Annotated in this window: 19 protein-coding genes and 3 pseudogenes; 18 read left to right on the plus strand and 4 right to left on the minus strand. The window is 71.6% G+C overall.

Features of this window, described 5'->3' with window-relative positions; translation table 11 throughout:
• Positions 1–237 precede the first annotated feature (237 nt).
• The 3 genes from ACLB9X_RS18985 to ACLB9X_RS18995 are packed head-to-tail and all read left to right on the plus strand — an operon-like array spanning position 238 to position 2,545.
• Positions 238–597, plus strand: coding sequence for a histidine triad nucleotide-binding protein (locus tag ACLB9X_RS18985; protein ID WP_410361564.1), 360 nt, complete (start codon positions 238–240; stop codon positions 595–597).
• A 15-nt stretch (positions 598–612) separates the two neighbouring features.
• Positions 613–1,521: a ribonuclease Z gene (locus ACLB9X_RS18990; protein ID WP_410361565.1), complete on the plus strand. Its 909-nt coding sequence runs from the start codon at positions 613–615 to the stop codon at positions 1,519–1,521.
• Between the two features lie 25 nt (positions 1,522–1,546).
• Positions 1,547–2,545 carry an adenosine deaminase gene (locus ACLB9X_RS18995; RefSeq protein WP_410361566.1) on the plus strand — a complete coding sequence of 333 codons (999 nt, stop codon included), beginning with the start codon at positions 1,547–1,549 and terminating at the stop codon, positions 2,543–2,545.
• Positions 2,546–2,552: 7 nt separating this feature from the next.
• On the opposite strand, the gene ACLB9X_RS19000 is transcribed toward ACLB9X_RS18995, so the two are convergent.
• Positions 2,553–3,848 (minus strand): YncE family protein, encoded by a 1,296-nt coding sequence (locus ACLB9X_RS19000; protein ID WP_410361567.1) that lies wholly within the window; start codon positions 3,846–3,848, stop codon positions 2,553–2,555.
• Positions 3,849–3,998: 150 nt separating this feature from the next.
• Between ACLB9X_RS19000 and ACLB9X_RS19005 the strand changes: the two genes are divergently transcribed.
• The 10 genes and pseudogenes from ACLB9X_RS19005 to era all read left to right on the plus strand — a co-directional run bounded on the left by ACLB9X_RS19005 (position 3,999) and on the right by era (position 12,270).
• Positions 3,999–4,649: a TetR/AcrR family transcriptional regulator gene (locus ACLB9X_RS19005; protein ID WP_410361568.1), complete on the plus strand. Its 651-nt coding sequence runs from the start codon at positions 3,999–4,001 to the stop codon at positions 4,647–4,649.
• Positions 4,650–4,704: 55 nt separating this feature from the next.
• Positions 4,705–5,267, plus strand: a pseudogene (locus ACLB9X_RS19010) (enolase C-terminal domain-like protein); the annotation flags it as partial.
• 279 nt (positions 5,268–5,546) lie between these two features.
• On the plus strand, positions 5,547–6,653 hold the full coding sequence (locus tag ACLB9X_RS19015) for a carbohydrate kinase family protein (protein WP_410361569.1): 1,107 nt from the start codon (positions 5,547–5,549) through the stop codon (positions 6,651–6,653).
• A gap of 145 nt (positions 6,654–6,798) precedes the next feature.
• Complete coding sequence (locus ACLB9X_RS19020) at positions 6,799–7,812, plus strand: PhoH family protein (RefSeq protein WP_410361570.1); 1,014 nt, start codon at positions 6,799–6,801, stop codon at positions 7,810–7,812.
• Between the two features lie 12 nt (positions 7,813–7,824).
• Positions 7,825–8,322: an rRNA maturation RNase YbeY gene (gene ybeY / locus ACLB9X_RS19025; protein WP_410361571.1), complete on the plus strand. Its 498-nt coding sequence runs from the start codon at positions 7,825–7,827 to the stop codon at positions 8,320–8,322.
• Positions 8,319–9,623 (plus strand): hemolysin family protein, encoded by a 1,305-nt coding sequence (locus tag ACLB9X_RS19030; protein WP_410361572.1) that lies wholly within the window; start codon positions 8,319–8,321, stop codon positions 9,621–9,623. Before ybeY ends, ACLB9X_RS19030 begins: the two co-directional genes overlap by 4 nt.
• Entirely contained in the window at positions 9,620–9,973 is a 354-nt protein-coding gene (locus ACLB9X_RS19035; RefSeq protein ID WP_410361573.1) for an MmcQ/YjbR family DNA-binding protein, read from the plus strand. The genes ACLB9X_RS19030 and ACLB9X_RS19035 overlap by 4 nt, the downstream gene beginning before the upstream one ends.
• A gap of 108 nt (positions 9,974–10,081) precedes the next feature.
• On the plus strand, positions 10,082–10,819 hold the full coding sequence (locus ACLB9X_RS19040) for a hypothetical protein (protein WP_410361574.1): 738 nt from the start codon (positions 10,082–10,084) through the stop codon (positions 10,817–10,819).
• Positions 10,820–10,857: 38 nt separating this feature from the next.
• Positions 10,858–11,211 (plus strand): cytidine deaminase, encoded by a 354-nt coding sequence (locus ACLB9X_RS19045; RefSeq protein WP_410361575.1) that lies wholly within the window; start codon positions 10,858–10,860, stop codon positions 11,209–11,211.
• Positions 11,212–11,319: 108 nt separating this feature from the next.
• On the plus strand, positions 11,320–12,270 hold the full coding sequence (gene era, locus ACLB9X_RS19050; protein ID WP_410361576.1) for a GTPase Era: 951 nt from the start codon (positions 11,320–11,322) through the stop codon (positions 12,268–12,270).
• Positions 12,271–12,330: 60 nt separating this feature from the next.
• Here the strand turns inward: era and ACLB9X_RS19055 are convergent, their stop codons facing one another.
• Both ACLB9X_RS19055 and ACLB9X_RS19060 read right to left on the minus strand, forming a co-directional pair.
• Positions 12,331–12,597 carry a protealysin inhibitor emfourin gene (locus tag ACLB9X_RS19055; RefSeq protein WP_410361577.1) on the minus strand — a complete coding sequence of 89 codons (267 nt, stop codon included), beginning with the start codon at positions 12,595–12,597 and terminating at the stop codon, positions 12,331–12,333.
• A gap of 78 nt (positions 12,598–12,675) precedes the next feature.
• Positions 12,676–13,734, minus strand: a complete 1,059-nt coding sequence (locus ACLB9X_RS19060) for a M4 family metallopeptidase (protein ID WP_410361578.1) — start codon at positions 13,732–13,734, stop codon at positions 12,676–12,678.
• 292 nt (positions 13,735–14,026) lie between these two features.
• Here ACLB9X_RS19060 and leuA point away from each other — a divergent pair, with 292 nt between their 5' ends.
• The 5 genes and pseudogenes from leuA (at position 14,027) to ACLB9X_RS19085 (ending at position 21,141) form a co-directional block, all read left to right on the plus strand.
• Positions 14,027–15,793: a 2-isopropylmalate synthase gene (gene leuA, locus ACLB9X_RS19065; protein WP_410361579.1), complete on the plus strand. Its 1,767-nt coding sequence runs from the start codon at positions 14,027–14,029 to the stop codon at positions 15,791–15,793.
• A gap of 234 nt (positions 15,794–16,027) precedes the next feature.
• Entirely contained in the window at positions 16,028–16,738 is a 711-nt protein-coding gene (locus ACLB9X_RS19070) for a TerB family tellurite resistance protein (RefSeq protein WP_410361580.1), read from the plus strand.
• A 196-nt stretch (positions 16,739–16,934) separates the two neighbouring features.
• Positions 16,935–19,099 (plus strand): annotated as a pseudogene (locus tag ACLB9X_RS19075) (MMPL family transporter).
• A gap of 199 nt (positions 19,100–19,298) precedes the next feature.
• Positions 19,299–20,485, plus strand: a pseudogene (locus tag ACLB9X_RS19080) (sensor histidine kinase).
• Positions 20,482–21,141: a response regulator gene (locus ACLB9X_RS19085; protein ID WP_410361581.1), complete on the plus strand. Its 660-nt coding sequence runs from the start codon at positions 20,482–20,484 to the stop codon at positions 21,139–21,141. The pseudogene ACLB9X_RS19080 and the gene ACLB9X_RS19085 overlap by 4 nt, the downstream one beginning before the upstream one ends.
• Before the next feature lie 142 nt (positions 21,142–21,283).
• Here ACLB9X_RS19085 and ACLB9X_RS19090 read toward each other — a convergent pair whose 3' ends face one another.
• Positions 21,284–22,651 (minus strand): FAD-dependent oxidoreductase, encoded by a 1,368-nt coding sequence (locus tag ACLB9X_RS19090; protein ID WP_410361582.1) that lies wholly within the window; start codon positions 22,649–22,651, stop codon positions 21,284–21,286.
• Between the last annotated feature and the right edge of the window lie 243 nt (positions 22,652–22,894).

The following is a 22,894-nucleotide window of genomic DNA, read 5'->3' on the forward strand; positions in this document are numbered from 1 at the left end:
GGCTCCGCCCCGGACCCCCGCGCCTCAAACTCCCCCTACGGCCTGGCGGCCGTGGGAGGTGCCCCCAGCGGGGCTGCTTTGCAGCCCGTCCGGTGATTGAGGACACCGCGCGAAGCGCGGTACGGGGTCCGGGGGCGGAGCCCCCGGGGAACGAGCCCCGCGCAGCGGGACCGCCACCGCGGGGCCGATAGCATGCCGTCAGCAGTGACACCCCACCCGCGAGGAGGCACCCCCCGCATGGCCGGAGAACCGCAGGCGGACTGCCTGTTCTGCAAGATCGCCACGGGGGACGTCCCCGCCACCATCGTGCGCGAGACCGGGACCACCGTCGCCTTCCGGGACATAAACCCCCAGGCCCCCACCCACGTCCTGGTCATCCCCAGGGCCCACTACTCCGACGCCGCCGCCCTCGCCGCCGCCGCGCCGGAGCTCGCCGCCGACGTGCTGCGGGAGGCCGGCGAGGTCGCCGCCGACGAGAAGGCCGACGCGACCGGCTACCGCATCGTCTTCAACACCGGCTCCGGCGCGGGACAGACCGTCTTCCACGCCCACGCCCACGTGCTCGGTGGCCGCGGTTTCGAGTGGCCCCCCGGGTAGGGGCGGGGCAGCGCAGTGTCCGTACGTGAACTGGTCGTGCTCGGCACCGCCAGCCAGGTCCCGACCCGGCACCGCAACCACAACGGCTATCTGCTGCGCTGGGACGGCGAGGGCATCCTCTTCGATCCCGGCGAGGGCACCCAGCGGCAGATGCTGCGCGCCGGCGTGTCCGCGCACGACATCGACCGGATCTGCGTCACGCACTTCCACGGCGACCACTCCCTGGGCCTGGCCGGGGTGATCCAGCGGATCAACCTCGACCAGGTCCCGCATCCGGTGGTCGCCCACTACCCCGCGAGCGGACAGCGCTTCTTCGACCGGCTGCGGTACGCGACGGCCTACCGCGAGACCGTGCGGCTCGTTCAGACGCCCGTCGCCGCCGACGGTGTCCTCGCGAGGGCGGCCACGTACACCCTGGAGGCGTACCGGCTGTCCCACCCCGTCGAGTCCTACGGTTACCGGCTCGTCGAGCCGGACGGCCGCCGGATACTCCCCGAGCGGCTCGCCGCGCACGGCATCAAGGGCCCGGACGTCGGCCGGCTCCAGCGCGAGGGGCTGCTGGGCGGTGTCACGCTGGACGACGTCAGCGAGGTCCGCCGGGGGCAGCGGTTCGCGTTCGTCATGGACACCCGGCTCTGCGACGGCGTGCACGCCCTGGCCGAGGGCTGCGACATGCTGGTCATCGAGTCCACGTTCCTCGACGAGGACGTGCGACTGGCCACCGAGCACGGGCACCTGACCGCAGGTCAGGCCGGGCGTGCCGCCCACGAGGCGGGCGTACGGCACCTCGTCCTCACGCACTTCTCGCAGCGCTACACCGACGCTGCCGACACCTTCGAACGCGAGGCCCGCGCCGCCGGGTTCGACGGCGAGGTGACCGTCGCCCGGGACCTGTGGCGCATTCCCGTGCCTAAGCGCTCCTGAAGGTCCTCCCGCCTAGAATCGGATCATGCCCCTCCCCAAGGCCGAACTGCACCTTCACATCGAAGGCACCCTGGAGCCCGAGCTCGCCTTCGCCCTCGCCGCGCGCAACGGCGTCGAGCTCCCCTTCGCGGACACCGCCGAGCTGCGGAACGCGTACGACTTCAAGGACCTCCAGTCGTTCCTCGACCTGTACTACGGGCTGATGGCCGTGCTGCGCACCGAGGACGACTTCGCCGAGCTGGCGGACGCCTATCTCGCGCGCGCCGCCGCGCAGGGCGTACGCCACGCGGAGATCTTCTTCGACCCGCAGGCGCACACCGCCCGCGGTGTCCCGATCGGCATGGTGATCGAAGGCCTTGGACGGGCGCTGGACGCGGCCCGCGACCGGCACGGCGTCTCCACCCGCTTGATCATGTGCTTCCTGCGCGACGAGCCGGCCGAGTCCGCGCTGGCGACGCTGCGGGAGGCGGAGCCGTATCTGCGCCGGATCACGGGGGTCGGTCTCGACTCGGCGGAGGTCGGGCACCCGCCGTCGAAGTTCCGGGAGGTCTACGAGGCGGCGGCCGCCCTCGGGCTGCGCCGGGTCGCGCACGCGGGGGAGGAGGGCCCGGCGGCGTACGTCCGCGAGGCGCTGGACGTCCTCGGTGTCGAGCGGATCGACCACGGGCTGCGCTCCATGGAGGACCCGGACCTGGTGGCGCGGCTGGTGCGCGAGCGGGTGCCGCTGACGCTGTGCCCGCTGTCGAACGTCCGGCTGCGGGCCGTCGACCGGCTCGCGGATCATCCGCTGCCGAGGATGATGGCCGCCGGTCTGGTGTGCACGGTCAACTCCGACGACCCCGCGTACTTCGGGGGCTACGTCGGCGACAACTTCCGCGCGGTGCGCGAGGCGATGCCGCTCGGCGACGAGGAACTGCGCGAACTGGCCCGCAACTCCTTCCTGGCGTCGTTCCTGGACGACGAGGAGGAGCTGCGGGCCCGGTATCTGGCCGAGGTGGACGCCTACGACTTCGGGCGCGGCTGACGAGCGGTCAGCGGCTCGCCGCCGGGCCTGTCCAGTCCGCCGGGATGCGGGCGACGCGGACCCGCTGCGGATGGTCGCCGACGGCCACGGTCGCGACCTTCCGGCCGGTCGCGAAGTCGATCGCGGTGACGGCGTCCGCGCCGCTCTCCGAGATGACGCACGACCTGCCGTCGCCGCTCACCGTTGCCCAGTACGGCTTCGATGCCGGCACCAGCGGGCCCTCCCGGAGTGTGGCGCGGTCGACGATCGTGGCGTAGTCGTCCATGGTCCCGGCGACGCAGAGCTTGTCGCCCCGGGGACTTATTGATATGCCGTGGTGGCGCGAGTCGTTGACCCACGTGGTGCGGTCCTCGCTGGTCGCCGGGTGCTTCGGCAGCTCCTTCACGCGGGTGACCTTGTCGGCGGCGACGTCGTACTCGACGAAGCCGTTGAAGAACGACACCTGGAAGTAGAGCTTTGACTCGTCGGGCGTGAACGCGACCGGACGGACCGCGTCGGACAGGTCCCGGCGGCCGGACGCGTCCAGGCGCTGACGCATGTCGATGACCTTGACCTGCTGATACGTCCGCGCGTCGACGACGGTGATCCGGCGGTCGCCCTTCGTCCAGTCCAGCCAGGGCGCATCGAGTGCGGTGTGGACCTCGCCGATCGACATGTTCCACAGGTACTTACCGCCGTCGGTGAAGACGTTCTCGTGCGGCTTGTCACCGGTCGTGAACGAGCCGGTCTGCCGGCCGGTGGTGATGTCCAGGACGTGCACCGTGTTCGACGTCGACGCGGAGACGGCGACGCGCGTGCCGTCGGGGGAGACCGCCATGTGGTCGGCGCGGTAACCGGACACCGGGAAACGCCAGTTGATGCCGCCGGTCGCGAGGTCGATGGAGACGACGTCGGCGAAGCTCGGCCGGGAGACGACCATGGCCCTGCCGTCCGGCGTCGCGTACATGTCGTCGACGAACTGGTCGTGCCCCTCGCCAGGACCCTGCCGTACGCCGAGGAAGAAGGCGAGCCTGACGGGGTCGAGGTGGATCTCCCGCAGCCGCTCCTCCTTGTCCGGGATGACGTTCACCCGGCCGATCCGCCCGAAGTCGCCCCTGGCCTCGATGACATCGGCGGTGCCGTCCCAGTTGTTGCCGACGAACATCACCTCGCGCAGCGCGGCTCCGCTCGTCGCGTTCCGCCCGTCCGTCGTGTCCGTCGTGCTCGTCGTGTCCTCCGCGTGGGCCGGGAGCGCGGCGCCGGAGGCGAGGGCCAGGGCGGCGGCGAGCGCGCCTGCGGTCCGCCTGGTGCGGGACAGAGACATGGTCGTTCCTTCCGGGCAGGCGGCCGGTCCGACACCGGGCGCAGTCTGAAAACAAGCGCGTTCAGATTGGGCTACTGGAAAGTAACGAGTGGTGGCAGACTCCACAAGACTGTGGACACGACAAAATGAGCGGTCTACGAGGGAGGGTCATTGGGGGGCAGGATCAAGGCTCCGAAGGGCCGTTACGGCGGCAGGTCGGCCGAGGAGCGGCAGGCCGAGCGCCGGCAGCGGTTCCTCGACGCGGGGCTTCGGCTGTTCGGTGACAGCCCGGGCTACCGGGCGACGACGGTCACGGCGCTCAGCGAGGCGGCGGGGCTTTCGACCCGGCAGTTCTACGAGGAGTTCCGCACACTGGAGGACGTGCTCGCGGCGCTCCATCTCCAGGTCAACGACTGGGCCGAGGAAGCGGCGCTGGCCGCGCTGGCGGAGGCGGAGGACCTGCCGCTCGCGCAGCGGGCGACGGCGGTCTTCCGTGCGTACGCCGCGAACGTGACGGGTGACCCGCGGCGCATCCGCCTCACCTTCACCGAGATCGTCGGGGTGAGCGCGGCGATGGAACGGCAGCGGCTGGCCCGGCGGGCCCGTTGGGTGGACTTCATCTGCGCCGAGGCGGCGCGGGCGGTGCAGCGGGGCGAGGCCGAGCCGCGCGACTACCGGATCGCCGCGGCGGCGTTCATCGGCAGCGTCAACGGCCTGCTGCACGACTGGACCGCCGGCTGGGTGGACGCGACGCTCGACGAACTGGTCGACGAGCTGGTGCGGATGCTGCTCGGCATTCTGCGTCCCGCGCCGCCGCTCTGACACCGTCGTTCACTTCTCTGGACGTCGCGCCCGGGGCGTCGGGGCCATTGACCGCACCAAGTACCTCGACCTGGCACGGCCGTTGGCCGGCCGCCGGGTCGTGCGACGTCAACGCGCTGCCAGGCCTCGCCGAACGCGTCTGCGGCGACTCGCCCGAGGCGACCGGCGCGGACGCCGTCGACGCGGGAGGTCTGCGCGGCGTCCAGACCGCCGAAAAGCTCCGTCTCTCCGTCGTCTCCGCCTTCGAGGTCGCCTGCCTCGACGCCCTCGGAAAGACGCTCGGACTGCCCGTGCACGCGCTCTGTCGATGCACTCCAACACCCACCTGGGCATCAGCCTCGCCGCGATGACGCAGGTCGCGGCCGTCGTCCCCACCTCGGCCACGCCTGCGACAGCCACTACCCGTGGCAGACGGAGGACGTGATCACCGAGCGCCTCGTCTTCGAAAACGGCCGTCTCGCGGTGAGCGACCGGCCCGGTCTCGGCGTGGAACTCGACCGCGACCGGCTCGCCCGCCTGCACCGGCGCTGGCTGGACGACGACGCCTCGATGCGCGACCGCGACGACGCGACGGCGATGCGGACCGCCGAGCCGGGCTGGACCCCGCGCCGCTGGTAGCGCGCGGCCACCGGTCTGATCAGCCAGGCGCCGGGCACCGGGCGCCGGGCCGTGCACGGCTCCGAGCCACCGGGCGCCGTCGGCAGCCGGCCGGCCTCGGGGCCGAGGCCCGGACGACGAGCCCGGCCGCGCCGTGCTCGGCCTTGGCGCCCGGAAGCCGCCACCGGGGTCGGCCGTTTCTGCGCCCACGCGACGTGAACCGCGTCACCGGACGTCGACGTGTCGCGCGTTTCGGGCAGACTGGTCTGATCCCTGCATCACGTACTCGGAGCGCGCACGGTGACCATTCGCGACGGAGAGCACCTGTCCACGGCGGCCGGAGTGGACCCCCTGGCCGCGCTGCGCACGCCGGACGACCCGCCCCACGACGTCTACCTCACGGGCAGCGTCTTCCTCGACATCATCTTCACGGGTCTGGACTCCGCGCCCGTCCGCGGCACCGAGTCCTGGGCGACCGGCATGGGCTCCAGCCCCGGCGGCGTCGCCAACATGGCCACCGCGCTCGCCCGTCTCGGGCTGCGCACGTCCCTCGCCGCGGCCTTCGGGGACGACCACTACGGCGAGTACTGCTGGGACGCGCTGGAACAGGGCGAGGGCATCGACCTCGCCCTCTCGCGAACCGTCCCCGGCTGGCACTCGCCCGTCACCGTCTCCATGGCCTACGAGGGCGAGCGCACGATGGTGTCCCACGGACACGAGGCCCCGCCGTCGGAGTCCGCCCCCGAGTGCCCGCCGGCCGCGCGCGCGGCGATCGCCTCCCTCGTCCCCGACCGTGCCGAGTGGATCGCCCAGGCCGCCCGCAAGGGCACCCGCGTCTTCGCGGACGTCGGCTGGGACGAGAGCGGCCGCTGGGACCCGGCCGACCTCGCCGACCTGGAGCACTGCGAGGCTTTCCTGCCCAACGCCGAGGAGGCGATGCGCTACACCCGCACCGAGTGCCCGCTCGCCGCCGCCCACGCCCTGACCGAGTACGTGCCGCTCGCGGTCGTCACGCTCGGTGCCGAGGGCGCGTACGCCGTGGACGGGGCGACCGGTGAATGCGCCCAAGTCCCGGCCATCGAGGTGGAGGCGCTCGACCCCACCGGCGCGGGCGACGTGTTCGTGGCGGGCTTCGTCACGGGCACGCTCGCGGGCTGGCCGCTCGCCGACCGGCTCGCCTTCGCCGGGCTGACCGCCGCCCTGTCGGTGCAGGAGTTCGGCGGATCGCTCTCCGCGCCGGGCTGGTCGGAGATCGCGGCCTGGTGGCAGTCGGTGCAGGGCCTTCCGGACCAGGACCCCGCCGCGCTGCGCCGCTACGCCTTCCTGGAGGACCTGCTGCCCCACGCGGCCCGGCCGTGGCCGCTGCGCAGGGCGGTCCCGACGATCGGCTTCGGGCGCAACGGCTGAGCACGATCCGTACTCCGTCCCGGCCCGCTCCGGACGGAAAAGCTCTCGGTCCTGTCAGTGACAGGTCGTACCCTGGATGGTCCAGAGGTTGTCGAGCAGCGAGAACCCTGCAACGGGAGGTATGTGCAGGCCACAGAGCCGGCCCATGACTCAGACACCCACAGCCCAGACCCCAGCGCCGGGGCAGGCGCGAGCCCACTTCACCGTCCCCGCCAAGCATCCGATGGTGACGGTCCTCGGCTCTGGTGACGCCCTGCTGCGCGTGATCGAGAAGGCCTTCCCCCAGGCAGACATCCATGTCCGCGGCAACGAGATCAGCGCCGTCGGTGACGCCACGGAAGTCGCGCTGATCCAGCGCCTGTTCGACGAGATGATGCTGGTGCTCCGCACCGGGCAGCCGATGACGGAGGACGCAGTGGAACGCTCCATCGCCATGCTCAGGGAGGAGACCGGGGGCAAGGCCATCGAGACCCCGTCGGAGGTGCTCACCCAGAACATCCTCTCCAGCCGTGGCCGCACCATCCGCCCCAAGACGCTCAATCAGAAGCGGTACGTCGACGCGATCGACAAGCACACGGTCGTCTTCGGCATCGGCCCCGCGGGTACGGGCAAGACGTATCTCGCCATGGCCAAGGCCGTGCAGGCGCTGCAGTCCAAGCAGGTCAACCGCATCATCCTGACTCGGCCCGCCGTCGAGGCCGGCGAGCGCCTCGGCTTCCTGCCCGGCACGCTGTACGAGAAGATCGACCCCTATCTGCGCCCGCTCTACGACGCGCTGCACGACATGCTCGATCCCGACTCGATCCCGCGCCTGATGGCCGCGGGCACGATCGAGGTCGCGCCCCTCGCGTACATGCGCGGCCGCACGCTCAACGACGCGTTCATCATCCTCGACGAGGCACAGAACACGAACCCCGAGCAGATGAAGATGTTCCTCACCCGGCTCGGATTCGACTCGAAGATCGTGATCACCGGTGACGTGACGCAGGTCGACCTGCCGGGCGGCACCAAGAGCGGTCTGCGTCAGGTCCGGGAGATCCTGGACGGCGTCGACGACGTGCACTTCTCCCTACTCACCTCGCAGGATGTCGTACGGCACAAGCTCGTCGGCCGTATCGTCGACGCGTACGAGCAGTACGACAGCCGCAACGGGAAGTAGACCAGCCGCACCATGTCGATCGACGTCAACAACGAGTCCGGAACCGAGGTCGACGAGCAGGCGATCCTCGACGTCGCCCGCTACGCGCTCGCGCGGATGCGCATCCACCCGCTCTCCGAGCTCTCGGTGATCGTCGTGGACGCCGAGGCCATGGAGCAGCTGCACATCCAGTGGATGGACCTGCCGGGCCCGACCGACGTCATGTCCTTCCCGATGGACGAGCTGCGTCCGCCGGCCAAGGACGACGAGGAGCCCCCGCAGGGGCTCCTCGGCGACATCGTGCTCTGCCCCGAGGTCGCCAAGAAGCAGGGTGAGGAAGCACCGACGCAGCACTCCATGGACGAGGAGCTCCAGCTCCTCACCGTGCACGGAGTGCTGCACCTGCTCGGTTACGACCACGAGGAGCCGGACGAGAAGGCAGAGATGTTCGGGCTGCAGGCCGCGATCGTCGACGGCTGGCGGGCGGAGAAGGGCCTGACCGGCCCGTCCCCGGCGCCGACCGTCTCATGACCGGCCAACTGCTCGCGGGCGCCGTCGCGCTGGTCGTCGTCGCCTGGCTCGCCGCCTGCGCGGAGGCCGGACTCGCCCGGATCTCCAGTTTCCGCGCCGCCGAGGCCCTACGGCTGGGCCGACGGGGCGCCGCCAAGCTGGCGCAGGTCGCCTCCGACCCGACCCGCTATCTCAACGTCGCCCTGCTCGTGCGGGTCGCCTGCGAGATGGCGGCCGGCGTGCTCGTCACCTTCGTGTGCCTGCAGGAGTTCGAGGAGACCTGGTCGGCGCTGCTCGTGGCCATCGCTGTGATGGTGCTCGTCAGTTACGTCGCCGTCGGTGTCTCCCCGCGCACCATCGGACGCCAGCACCCGCTCAACACGGCGACCGCCGCGGCGTACGTCCTGCTGCCGCTGGCCCGCGTCATGGGCCCCGTTCCGCAGCTGCTGATCCTCATCGGCAACGCGCTGACCCCCGGAAAGGGCTTCCGCAAGGGCCCGTTCGCCTCCGAGGCCGAGCTGCGGGCCCTGGTCGACCTCGCGGAGCAGGAGTCGCTGATCGAGGACGACGAGCGCCGGATGGTGCACTCCGTCTTCGAGCTCGGCGACACCCTCGTCCGCGAGGTGATGGTCCCGCGCACCGACCTTGTGTCCATCGAGCGGTTCAAGACCGTGCGGCAGGCGCTGACGCTGGCGCTGCGCTCCGGCTTCTCCCGCATCCCCGTCACCGGGGAGAACGAGGACGACATCGTCGGTGTCGTCTACCTCAAGGACCTGGTCCGCAAGACGCACGTCAACCGCGACGCGGAGGCCGACCCGGTGTCCACGGCGATGCGGCCCGCGATGTTCGTCCCGGACACGAAGAACGCGGGCGACCTGCTGCGCGAGATGCAGCAGAAGCGCAGCCACGTCGCCGTCGTCATCGACGAGTACGGCGGCACGGCGGGCATCGTCACGATCGAGGACATCCTGGAGGAGATCGTCGGTGAGATCACCGACGAGTACGACCGCGAGCTGCCGCCCGTCGAGGAGCTCGGCGACGGCCGCTTCCGGGTGACCGCGCGGCTCGACATCGGCGACCTCGGCGAGTTGTACGGCCTCGGGGCCGACGAGCTCGACGACGAGGACGTCGAGACGGTCGGCGGCCTGCTCGCCAAGGCGCTCGGGCGCGTGCCGATCGCCGGTGCGCGGGCGGTGGTGGACCTGCCGGACGGCCGCGCCCTGCGGCTGACCGCCGAGTCGCCGGCGGGCCGCCGGAACAAGATCGTCACGGTGCTGTCGGAGCCGGCGGAGCAGCCGGCACAGGAGGGGGCGGCGGGATGAAGGCGCAGGATCTGAGGGCGTTCTGCCTCGGCTTCAACGCGGCGGTCGAGGCGTTCCCGTTCGGACCCGAGACGTCGGTGTTCAAGGTGCTGGGGAAGATGTTCGCCCTCAGCGCGCTGGACGCCCGGCCGCTGACGGTGAACCTCAAGTGCGAGCCGGACCTGGCGGTCCAGCTGCGCGCGGAGCACCCGGCGATCGTGCCGGGCTGGCACATGAACAAGCGTCACTGGAACACGGTGACGGTCGGACAGCTCCCGGACCGGATGGTCCGGGAGCTGATCGAGGACTCCTACGACCTGGTGGTGGCGGGCCTGCCGAAGGCGGAGCGCCTGCGTCTGGACCGGAGTTAGCGGACGCCGTCCCCGTGGCGGGACCACTTCCGCTTCTGTGTATTGTCTGTGCGTCAAAGGGGAGGGGGGAAGCTCCCCATGAGCTGTTTCACAAGGGGAGACAACGCAATGCGTACCCGTATGCGCCGTGGCGCCGCTGCCGTTCTTACCGCTTCCGCTCTGTGCCTCGCGGCCACCGCGTGCGGTGCGGAGGACGACAAGAAGCCGAGCGCGTCCGCCGACAAGAGCGGCGACGCGAAGGGCTCGGCGCCCGCCGAGGACAAGGCGTCCACCGAGCCGCTGACGGCCGAGCAGATGAAGGCCGCCCTCACCGAGGCCGGCGACCTGCCGGCCGGCTGGACGGCCACCAAGGTCCCGGCCTCCAACGACGCGGCTCCGAAGGCCGACAAGCCCGAGTGCCAGCCGCTCGCCGACCTGATGAGCGACGAGATCAAGGGCGCGACGGACGGTGGCAGCGTCGACTTCAAGAACAAGGACGGCAAGACCCAGCTGAGCCAGCAGGTCGTCACCTTCCCCGGCACGGGGGCCGCCGACTACGTCAAGGCGATCGAGACGGCACTCGCCGGCTGCACCAGCGTCTCCTTCGACGCCGAGGGCACGAAGATCCCGGTCAAGATCAAGCCGATCGAGGGGAGCGCGAAGGTCGGTGAGGCCTCCTCCACCTTCTCGATGTCCCTCGAGATGGCGCCGGGCATCGCGATCAACTCCAACCTGGTCGTCGCGCAGCAGGGCACGGGCGTCACGCGTGTCGCGTACCTCAACGACGGCAGCGCCGCCGCGCAGACCGGCTTCGCCGACGTGATCACCCGGGTCGGCGACAAGTTCGTCAAGGGCGTCCAGGGCTGACGTCAGTGCTGCCTCGGGGCCGATCTATGCTCGGGAGCATGACGCAGAGCACCGACCTCGGCCCCGAGGACCGCAAGATCATCACGCTGGCCCGCAGTGCCCGGGCCCGCAACGGTGTGCCCGAGGGTGCCGCCGTGCGCGACGAGACCGGGCGGACCTATGTCGCCGGGACCGTGGCGCTGGACTCGCTGAACCTCAGCGCCCTGCAGACCGCGGTCGCGATGGCCGTGGCGTCCGGCGCGACGTCCCTGGAGGCGGCGGCCGTCGTCTCCGAGGCGGACACCGCGTCCGACGCGGACCGCGCCGCGGTACGGGACCTGGGCGGGGCGTCCACCCCCGTGCTGCTGGCCGGGCCCGACGGCGAACTGAAGTCCTCGGTCACGGCGGGCTGAACGGCCGGCCCGGGCCCGTTTCGTAACGGCGTCACCCCGTCCGGGGTGGCGCCGTCGCGCGTGCCGGGCGGGCGAGCGCGTACTCGGGAGCGTCCGGCATCAGGGAGAATGGGCGCCATGAGCGCTCGTACCCAGTCCTCCGGAGCCCCCCACAGGGCCGGCTTCGCCTGCTTCGTCGGCCGCCCGAACGCGGGCAAGTCCACCCTGACGAACGCTCTGGTCGGCCAGAAGGTGGCCATCACCTCCAACCGGCCGCAGACCACCCGGCACACGGTGCGGGGCATCGTGCACCGCACCGACGCGCAGCTGATCCTGGTGGACACCCCCGGCCTGCACAAGCCGCGCACCCTGCTCGGTGAGCGGCTCAACGACGTGGTGCGCACGACGTGGGCCGAGGTCGACGTCATCGGCTTCTGCCTGCCCGCCAACGAGAAGCTCGGCCCCGGCGACCGGTTCATCGCCAAGGAGCTCGCCGGGATCAGGAAGACCCCGAAGGTCGCGATCGTCACCAAGACCGACCTCGTCGACTCCAAGACGCTCGCCGAGCAGCTCATCGCGATCGACCGGCTCGGCAAGGAGCTGGGCATCGAGTGGGCCGAGATCGTCCCGGTCTCGGCCGTCGGCGACAAGCAGGTGCAGCTGGTCGCCGACCTGCTGATCCCGCTGCTGCCCGAGAGCCCGGCGCTCTACCCGGAGGGCGACCTCACGGACGAGCCGGAGCAGGTGATGGTCGCGGAGCTGATCCGTGAGGCCGCGCTGGAGGGGGTGCGCGACGAACTGCCGCACTCGATCGCCGTCGTCGTCGAGGAGATGCTCCCGCGCGAGGACCGCCCGGCGGACCGCCCGCTGCTGGACATCCACGCGAACGTCTACATCGAGCGGCCCAGCCAGAAGGGCATCATCATCGGCCCGAAGGGCAAGCGCCTGAAGGAAGTGGGCATCAAGTCCCGCAAGCACATCGAGGCGCTCCTGGGCACGCCGGTCTTCCTCGACCTCCACGTGAAGGTCGCCAAGGACTGGCAGCGCGACCCGAAGCAGCTGCGCAGGCTCGGATTCTGAGCCCGGGGCCTCGGTGAGGCCGAAGCCGGCCGTGTGCCGCCGGGCCCTGGACGGCCGGCGTCACGAGCCTTCCTTGAGCACCAGCGAGATCAGGTCCCGCTGGGCCTCGGACAGCCGCGGATCGGAGCAGTACACCGTCCGCCCGTCGACGGTGATCTGGTAGCTGAACCCGTCGGGCACCCCGACCGGGGGCGTGTCCCGGCCGTCGGCCACCGCGCGCTCGGCCAGGCTCTTCACCTCGCCCGCGTCGTCGCGCCCGTCGGTCTCCACCTCGGCGAGTCGCTCGATCCCCGCGAACCCGCCCGTACGCCTTACCTGGATACGCATGGCAACCGTTCTAGTACGGATCGTGCGCGGGCGACAGCGGGACGGCCCTCGGCCGCCCGCCGCACCGCGTACTCCGGCTCACCCGGCGGTCTCGACTCCGACCTGCGACCAGGCCTTCAGCACCGCCTCGAGCTCCTCACCCGCGCCGAACCGGTCGCGGGCGGCCGCGGCCGTCAACCGGGCGAAACTGGCGAAGTCCGCGTCCACCCTCAGGTCGCCGCCGGTCAGCACGTCGAACCAGATCTGCCCCGCCCGCTCCCAGGCCCGGCCGCCCAGTCGGGTGGCGAGCACGTAGAAGGCGCGGTTGGGGATGCCCGAGTTGATGTGGACGCCGCCGTTGTCGCGGCCCGTGCGGACGTAGTCCGCCATGGTCGCGGGCTGCGGGTCCTTGCCGAGCACGTCGTCGTCGTACGCGGTCCCCGGCGCCTTCAGCGAGCGCAGCGCCACCCCGCCGACCCGCGGCGCGAGCAGGCCGGCGCCGATCAGCCAGTCCGCCTCGTCGGCCGTCTGCCCGAGGGAGTGCTGCTTGACGAGCGAGCCGATCACGTCCGACACGGACTCGTTGAGGGCGCCCGGCTGGCCGAAATAGCTGAGGTTCGCCGTGTACTGCGTCAGGCCGTGGGCCAGCTCGTGGGCGATGACGTCGACGGCGACCGTGAAGTCGAGGAAGATCTCGCCGTCACCGTCACCGAAGACCATCTGCTCGCCGTTCCAGAAGGCGTTGCCGTACTTCTCGTCGTAGTGGACCGTCGCGTCCAGCGGCAGGCCCTCGCCGTCGACGGAGTCGCGTCCGTAGGCGGTGCGCAGCAGCTCGAAGGTCGCGCCCAGGCCGGCGTACGCACGGTTGACGGCGGCGTCCGGCACCGGCTCGTCGCCCTCGCCGCGTACCTTGGCGCCCGGCAGCACAGTGCCGTTCTCCGCGTCGTAGAGGGTGCGCCGCGGGCCCTGGGCGTCTGCCCGGGCCGGCCGTGCGGCCGCGCCGAGGACGGTGGTCAGGCGCCGGCCGGTGCGATGCGCGGCGTCCGCCTGCAGCGTGCGGCGGGCCGCATCGGAGAGGGCCCGTTCGCCCGAGCGGGCGAGCCTGTCGAGGATGTGCGGCGGCACGATGCCGCAGAAGACCGGGGTGCGAATGTCCATGTCGCGCAATGTGGCAGTACGTACCGGGGCTGTCACGAGATGCGACATCGATTAGCGAAATGGAGTGATAGGGCACATTCGCCCGTTGCCGATCGGTCGTCCCGCATACTGAAACGGGACGCACGCTCTCGCCGAGGCTCGGTTAGTCTTCTTCGCATCATGCGTTTCGGGCTGCTTCTCCTTAGCTGCCGCGGCGAGGGCCTGTAGTCGTAGGCCGACCCCCTCCCCGCGGAGTCTGGTGCTGCTTCGACACAGTCGGCCGTCCCTCAAAGGACCCGAGGAGCCCTACGCAATGTCCCAGTCGCAGTGGATCGGCCGCCCCACCCCGATCACCAACACGACGCACACGCAGAAGCCGTCCGGGATGCCGATCCACAAGTACGGCCGCTACGAAGCCGTCGACATCCCCGACCGTACCTGGCCCGAGCAGCGGATCACCAAGGCCCCCCGCTGGCTGTCCACCGATCTGCGCGACGGCAACCAGGCGCTGATCGACCCCATGAGCCCCGCGCGCAAGCGCGAGATGTTCGACCTGCTGGTACGCATGGGCTACAAGGAGATCGAGGTCGGCTTCCCCTCCTCGGGCGAGACGGACTTCGCGTTCGTGCGCTCCATCATCGAAGAGGGCGCGATCCCCGACGACGTCACCATCTCGGTGCTGACGCAGGCCCGTGAGGACCTGATCGAGCGCACCGTCGAGTCCCTGGTCGGCGCGAAGCGCGCCACCGTCCACCTGTACAACGCCACGGCTCCCACGTTCCGCCGCGTCGTCTTCCGGGGCTCCAAGGACGACATCAAGCAGATCGCCGTCGACGGCACCCGCCTGGTCATGGAGTACGCGGAGAAGCTGCTGGGCCCGGAGACCACCTTCGGCTACCAGTACAGCCCCGAGATCTTCACCGACACCGAGCTGGACTTCGCCCTGGAGGTCTGCGAGGCGGTCTGCGACGTGTGGCAGCCCGGCCCCGGCCGCGAGATCATCCTCAACCTGCCCGCCACCGTGGAGCGGTCGACGCCGTCCACGCACGCCGACCGGTTCGAGTGGATGTCGCGCCACCTGACCCGGCGCGAGTACGTCTGCCTGTCCGTCCACCCGCACAACGACCGCGGCACCGCCGTCGCCGCCGCCGAGCTGGCCATCATGGCCGGCGCCGACCGCATCGAGGGCTGCCTGTTCGGCCAGGGCGAGCGCACCGGCAACGTCGACCTGGTCACCCTGGGCATGAACCTGTTCTCGCAGGGCGTCGACCCGCAGATCGACTTCTCGCAGATCGACGAGATCCGTCGCACCAGCGAGTACTGCAACCAGATGGAGATCCACCCGCGCCACCCCTACGCGGGCGACCTCGTCTACACCGCCTTCTCCGGCTCCCACCAGGACGCCATCAAGAAGGGCTTCGACGCGATGGAGGCCGACGCGGCCTGCCAGGGCAAGACGGTCGACGAGATCGAGTGGGCCGTGCCGTACCTGCCGATCGACCCCAAGGACGTCGGCCGCTCCTACGAGGCCGTCATCCGCGTCAACTCGCAGTCCGGCAAGGGCGGCATCGCCTACGTCCTGAAGAACGACCACAAGCTGGACCTGCCGCGCCGGATGCAGATCGAGTTCTCCCGGATCATCCAGGCCAAGACCGACACCGAGGGCGGCGAGGTGACCCCGGCCGCGATCTGGTCCGTCTTCCAGGACGAGTACCTGCCGAACCCGGACAACCCGTGGGGGCGCATCCAGATCCGCTCCGGCCAGACCACCACCGACAAGGACGGCGTCGACACCCTGACCGTCGAGGCGGTCGTCGACGGCGCCGAGACGGTGCTGACCGGCTCCGGCAACGGCCCGATCTCCGCGTTCTTCGAGGCGCTGAACGCCATCGGCGTCGACGTACGCCTGCTGGACTACCAGGAGCACACCATGAGCGAGGGCGCGTCCGCGCAGGCCGCCTCGTACATCGAGTGCGCCATCGACGGAAAGGTGCTGTGGGGCATCGGCATCGACCCCAACACCACCCGTGCCTCCCTGAAGGCCGTCGTCTCCGCCGTCAACCGCGCGGCCCGGCAGTAAGCCCAGTAATCCACCCGCATCGCCGGGCGTGCCCGCACCCGCGCACGCCCGGCGATTTTGCGCCGCTGTGCGCCCGATTGGGCATCGAGCGGATCCGGCCATGTCCACGCATCCTCCGGTCGGGGTGCTGACGCCGCCTCAATCGTGTGGCTAACATCACGTCCACGCGGCAACGTTGCCGCAGGGGGCACCGCCCGTGCCCGAAGGGCTACGGGGGAATGACGGAGGTGCGACGTGCTGCCAGCCCGAGGAGTGTTCGGCCGGAAACTGCGGGTCTGCGGCATTCAGCGGGTATGCGGCATTCATACGTCCTGGAGCACCGTCGGCGACGGGGAGTTCTTCTGCCCCGGCTGCGGAGGCGACCGGAACTACCGCCGCCGCACGGGCCGCCGCCGCTTCACCCTCCTCGGTGTGCCCCTGCTGCGCCGCGGTCTCGCCGGCCCCGTCGTCGAATGCGCCGCCTGCCACTCCCACTTCGGCCCCGACGCCCTGGACCACCCCACCACCAGCCGGTTCTCGGCGATGCTCCGGGACGCCGTGCACACCGTGGCCCTCGCCGTCCTCGCCTCCGGCGGCACCTCGTCCCGGTCCGTGCGCGAGACCGCCGTGCACACCGTCCGCGCCGCCGGCCTCGACGACTGCACCGAGGACCAGTTGACCTCCCTCATCGAGGCGCTCGCCGCCGACACGGGCCGCTTCGTCGCCCACACCACCCCGTACGGCGCGGCCCTCGCCATCGAGCTGCACGAGGCGCTGGAACCGCTCGCGCCCCATCTCGCCCCCGCCGGGCGGGAGTCGATCCTGCTGCAAGGCGCCCGTATCGCCCTCGCCGACGGCCCCTACACGCCGGCCGAGCGCGAGGTGCTGACCACCGTCGGCGCGGCACTGCAGCTCGGCGAGGACGACACGATCCGCCTGCTGGAAACGGCCCGCGCGCCCTTCTAGGTCCTGTCCGGCCCGATCGACCGGACAGGACCCGCGGCGTCCGGCGCACTCCTTCGGCCTTACTCCCCGGGGAGTAAGGCCGAAGCCGGGCCGACCACGGCAGTAGCCCCCATCTCGCCCCGGCGCGCGACGAAAGAGCCCCCGGCCGCCGGGAGTCTGGTGACGCAGCCAGCCACCGGACGAAGGGAAGGCACCCATGGGGGCCGTACGGAGCGCAACCGAACCACCGCAGGCGAAGCCGCCCGCGCGCCACCGGGCCGTGCCCTGGGCGATCGTCCTGCTCTGGGCCGCGGTCATCGCTCTCGCCGGCCCGTTCGCGGGCAAGCTGGGTGACGTCCAGCGCGACAACATCGTCGACTACCTTCCGGCGAGCGCCGACTCCACGCAGGTCGCGAAGATCCAGCAGGCCCTGCCCGGTGGCGAGTCCACCGACCTCGTCGTCGTCTTCCACCGCGACGGCGGGCTGACGGAGGCCGACCGAGCCGACGCGCAGCGTCGGCTCGACCGGATCGCGGACGCCCACCGGCTCGCGAGCGGCCCGCCCCGCGGTGTGCCGTCGCAGGACGGCAGCACGCTGATGTATCCGGTGTCCAGTAACGAGCCCGGGACCGACAACGAGGCGCGCGCCGCGTTCGTCGAGGACGTGCGCGAACGGCTGGGCGACGCAACCGGGGCGAGCGGAGGCGGCGAGACCGCGGCGGGGGGAGGCGGCGAGGGACTCACCGTCGAGGTCGGCGGGTCCGGCGCCCTGCAGACCGACATGGAGGCCGTCTTCGAGACCATCGACGGCACCCTCATGATCGCCACGGTCAGCGTGGTCGCCGTCCTGCTGATCCTCACCTACCGCAGCCCGTTCCTGTGGCTGGTGCCCCTGGCCGTCGTCGGCGTCGCCGCGCTCACCTCGCGGGCCGTGATCTACGGTCTCGTCCAGGGCTTCGACCTCACCGTCACCAGCCAGAGCGGCGGCATCATGACCGTCCTCGTCTTCGGCGCCGGCACCGACTACGCCCTCCTGCTGGTCGCCCGCTACCGCGAGGAACTGCGCCGCGTCCAGCGGCCGTACGAGGCCATGCTCGCCGCCCTGCGCGGCTGCGGACCCGCCGTCTCGCCTCCTGCGGCACGGTCGCCGCCGGACTGCTGTGCCTGCTCGCCGCCGACCTCAACAGCGCGAGCGGGCTCGGGCCGGTCGGCGCGGTCGGCGTCCTCTGCGCGCTGGCCGCCATGCTCACGCTGCTCCCCGCCGTCCTGGTGCTCCTCGGCCGCCGCGTGTTCTGGCCGCTCGTGCCCGCGTACGGCTCGCGGCCCAAGCCGCGCCGGTCGCTGTTCACCGCGATGGGCGGCTCCGCCGGGCGCAGGCCCGGACTCGTCCTCGGCTCCGGCGTCGTCCTGCTCGGCGCGCTCGCCCTCGGTGTGCTCGGGCTGCCGGGCAGCCCGAGCCAGGAGGACAGCTTCACGGACCGGCCCGAGTCGGTCTCCGCGATGCGCACCCTCGCCGACGCGTATCCCGGGCGCAGCGCCCAGCCCATCAGCGTCGTGGCGCCGGCGGACCGCGCCGACCAGGTGCTCGCCGAGGTCCGCGCGACCGAGGGCGTCGCTGCGGCCGAGGCCGGGCGCACCGGCGACGGCTGGACCGAGATCGCCGTCTTCGCGAAGGACGGGCCGGACACCGCCGGCGAGACGGCCACCATCGAGGCGCTGCGTGCCGGTCTCGACGGCAGCCACGTCGGCGGGCCCAGCGCCCAGCAGCGCGACCTGGAGGAGACCAACACCCGCGACAGCCTCGTGATCATCCCGTTGGTGCTCGTCGCCGTCCTGCTCGTCCTGATCGCCCTGCTGCGCAGCCTCGTCGCTCCGCTGATCCTCATCGCCGCCGTCGTCGCCGTCTGGGGGGCTTCGCTGGGGCTCGGCGGTCTCGTCTTCGAAGGGCTCTTCGGCTTCCACGGCATGGACCCCGGACTGCCGTTGCTCTCCTTCGTGTTCCTCGTGGCGCTCGGCGTCGATTACGGGATCTTCCTGATGCACCGGATGCGTGAGGAGGCCCTGTCGGGCGCGGACCCGGCCGCCGCGGCGCTGACGGCGCTGCGCACCACGGGCGGGGTTATCGCGTCGGCGGGCCTCGTACTGGCGGCGACGTTCGCCGTGCTGATGAACCTGCCGCTGGTGGCGCTGGTCGAGATGGGCTTCGTGGTGGCGGTGGGGGTGCTGCTGGACACGTTCCTGGTGCGGACGTATCTGGTGACGTCGGCGAGTGTGCTGCTGGGGCGGCGGGTGTGGTGGCCGGGGCCGCTGAGCCGACGGCCGGGCGGGGTGCGGGAGCCGGCGGGAGGGGCACGGCTGCGGGAACCGGCGGGCCGGGCGTAGGGGGTGGGGTCGAGCCCCAGCGGGCGCGTGGCGCGTGCTCAGCCTCGCCGGTGTGTGAGGCGCAGGGGCGCCGCGCGGAGGGCGGCGTGGGGCCGGGCGGAGGCCGGTTACGGGGCGGGGCGGGGTGGGGAAACGTACGCAACGCGACCAGGATGGAGCCGTGTCAGACACCTCACCCCGCCCCCGCCTCGGCGAGCGCATTCTCACCGCGGTGAGCCGCGACCCCCTCACCGCACCCCACCGCGCCCGCAACGACGCGATCCTCGCCGCCGTCGTCGGGCTCGTGTCGTTCGTTCTCGCCCTGTTCGCCGACGACGGGCGCAGGCCCGACGCCCTGGGCTGGGCGCTCCTCGCCGGGACGGCCGTGGCCCTCGTGTGGCGGCGGTCGCGGACCGGGCTCGTGCTCGCCGCCGTCCTGCTGTGCGTCGCGCCGTACCACGCGCTCGACAACGCCCACGCCGCCCCCGTCCCGGCGTCGTTGCTCGCCCTGTACACCTTCGCCGCCACCGCCCGCCCGCTGCACACGCTGCTCGTCGGCGGCGGCGTCATCGCCGTCACGCTCACCGTGATGTTCCGCGTCGGGGCACACGAGGGGCTGGAGACCCTGCGGACCTCGGGCTGGATCCTCGCCGTCCTCGTCTTCGGCGTCGACGTGCGCGTCTACCGCCTCTACATCGCCTCCGTCCTCGGCCGCGCCGAGCGTGCCGAACGCACCCGCGAGGAGGAGGCCGCCCGGCGGGTCGCCGAGGAGCGGCTGCGCATCGCCCGGGACCTGCACGACCTGCTCGCGCACTCCATCACCCTCATCGGCGTGCAGACCTCGGTCGCGTCCCACGTGCTGACCGTCGACCCCGACCGCCTCGACCGCGCCCAGATCGCCAAGGCGCTCGACGACATCGCCGACACGTGTCGTACCGCGCGCGGCGAACTGCGCACCACGTTGGAGGTGCTGCGCGCGGTACGACACGGGCCCGACGGGGACGGGCCGTTGCCCGGCCTGGCCGCGCTCCCCGGTCTCGTACGGGCGGCGGGGGCGCGGCTGACCCTGGACACCGGAGAGGGGGCACTGCCGCCCGCGGTCGAGGCCGCCGCGTACCGGATCGTGCAGGAGTCGCTGACCAACGCCGTACGGCACGGCGGCGCGGGGCCCGTGTCGACGTCGCCCTGGAGCGGCGCGGCCGGGAGCTGCACGTCATGGTCACCGACGACGGCACGTCGTCCGCGGCGGCCGACACGGCGTCCGGATCCCACGGATTCGGCATCATCGGGATGCGCGAACGCGCCCGCAGCGTCGGAGGGACGCTGTCGGCCGGCCCGCGCACGGACGCGGCCGGCTTCGCGGTCGCCGCGATACTGCCCCTGCAGCCCACGGAGGCCGCCGCATGATCCGCGTACTGCTCGCCGACGACCAGAACCTCGTACGTGCCGCGTTCGCGATGCTCGTCGAGTCGGCCCGTGACATGGAGGTCGTCGGTCAGGCCGGGACCGGCGCCGAGGCCGTCGAACTGGCCCGCAGCGAACGGGCGGACCTCGTCGTCATGGACATCCGCATGCCCGAGCTCGACGGCATTGAGGCCACCCGGCTGATCGCCGCCGACGAGGACCTCGCGGGCGTGAAGGTCCTGGTGCTCACGACGTACGACACGGACGAGCACATCGTCGAGGCGCTGCGCGCGGGCGCGTCCGGGTTCCTGGTGAAGGACACCAAGCCGGCCGACCTGCTGGCCGCGATCCGGACGGTCGCGGCGGGGGAGTCGCTGCTCTCCCCGGGCCCCACGTCCCGCCTGATCGCCCGCGTGCTGAGCGCTCCCCGGCTGCCGTCCACCGGTGGTCCGGACGGTCTCACCGACCGCGAGCGCCAGGTCCTCACCCTGGTCGCCCGCGGCCTCAACAACACCGAGATCGCCGAGTGCCTGGGCCTCAGCCCGCTCACGGCCAAGACGCACGTGAGCCGGATCATGGGCAAACTGGGTGCGCGCGACCGGGCGCAACTCGTCATCGTCGCGTACGAGTCGGGCCTGGTGACGCCGGGCGGCGAGTAGTCACCGACCCGCCCGGAACAGAGGCTCTCACGGCGCGATGCTGTGGTTGAGCCGGAACAGGTTCCCGGAGCCGTCACGCGACGACGGCCGGTTCCGGGGCCGTCGAGCCCGGGACCGGCCGTCCGTGCGGTCCGCGCGAGCGCTACGCGCCGCTCGCCCTGAGCATGTCCTCACGCTCGACGATCTTCACGCGCTCGCGGCCCTGCGGCTCGCCCAGCGCCTTCTCGGCCGCGTCCAGCCGGTACCAGCCGTCCCACGTCGTGTAGCGGACGTTCCGGTCCGCGAGGAAGGACTCCACCGCATCCGGCTCCGGCGAAACCGGCGTCTGGAGACGGCCGTTCGCGTGGTCGTCCAGCAGGTTCGCGACGGTCTCGTTCGCGTCGCCCTTGGTGTGGCCGATCAGGCCGACCGGGCCGCGCCGGATCCAGCCGGTCACGTACGTCGACGACAGGTGCTCGCCGGACTCCTCGACGACCCGGCCGCCCTCGTCCGGGACCGTGCCGGACGCCACGTCCCAGGGGAGCTTGGGCAGTTCGTCCGAGAGGTAGCCGACCGCGCGGTAGACCGCGGTGACGTCCCAGTCCTTGAACTCGCCCGTGCCCTTCACGTTGCCCGTGCCGTCGAGCCGCGTGCGCTCGGTGCGCAGGCCCGTGACCCTGCCGTCCTCGCCGAGGATTTCGGCCGGGGACTCGAAGAAGTGCAGGAACAGCTTGTGCGGGCGGTCGCCGACGTCGCGGATCGCCCAGTTCTCCAGGGTCTTCGCGACCATGTCCGCCTGCTTGTTGCCGCGGCGGGTCTCGATCGAGCCCTCGTCGTAGTCGATGTCCTCGGGGTCGACGATGACCTCGATGTTCGGCGAGTGGTCGAGCTCCCGCAGCTCCATCGGGCTGAACTTCGCCTGTGCGGGGCCGCGCCGCCCGAAGACGTGGATCTCGAGGGCCTTGTTGGCCTTGAGCCCGTCGTAGACGTTCGGCGGGATCTCGGTCGGCAGCAGCTCGTCCGCGGTCTTCGCGAGGATGCGGGCCACGTCGAGCGCGACGTTGCCGACGCCGAGCACCGCGACCTTCTCGGCCTCCAGGGGCCAGGTGCGGGGCACGTCCGGGTGCCCGTCGTACCAGGAGACGAAGTCCGCCGCGCCGTACGAGCCGTCGAGGTCGATGCCGGGTATGTCGAGCGCCCGGTCCGCGGTCGCGCCCGTGGAGAAGATCACCGCGTCGTAGAAGGAGCGCAGGTCGTCGAGGCTGATGTCGTTCGGGTAGTCGACGTTGCCGAAGAGCCGGATCTGCGGCTTGTCGAGCACCTGGTGCAGGGCCGTGATGATGCCCTTGATCCGCGGGTGGTCGGGCGCGACGCCGTAACGGATCAGGCCGAAGGGCGCGGGCATCCGCTCGAAGAGGTCGATGGAGACGCCGGGCTCGGCGGCGGCCACCTCGGACTTCAGCAACGCATCGGCGGCGTAGATCCCGGCGGGGCCGGCTCCGACGATGGCTACCCGCAGGGTGCGGGGCATGTTCAGGTTCCCTTCGAGCGGCGACAACTGGCTCGTCGCACACCCTAAACAAAGGCAAGCCTAAGTTTGTACTCGGCCCAAACCTATGACCTCATAAGTGAGGCTTATGGCTAGTCAAAGGCCTGCTTGATGAGGGTGTCCCGCGCGGCGGCGGAGGGCGGGACGGGCGCGCCCGTCGAGGGCCTTGCCCGGCACCTTGCCCGTGAGGCCGCCGCGTGCGGGAGCACCCGGAGGAGGACACGC

It is taken from the genome of Streptomyces sp. 5K101, from assembly GCF_046506645.1.
GTDB lineage: Bacteria > Actinomycetota > Actinomycetes > Streptomycetales > Streptomycetaceae > Streptomyces.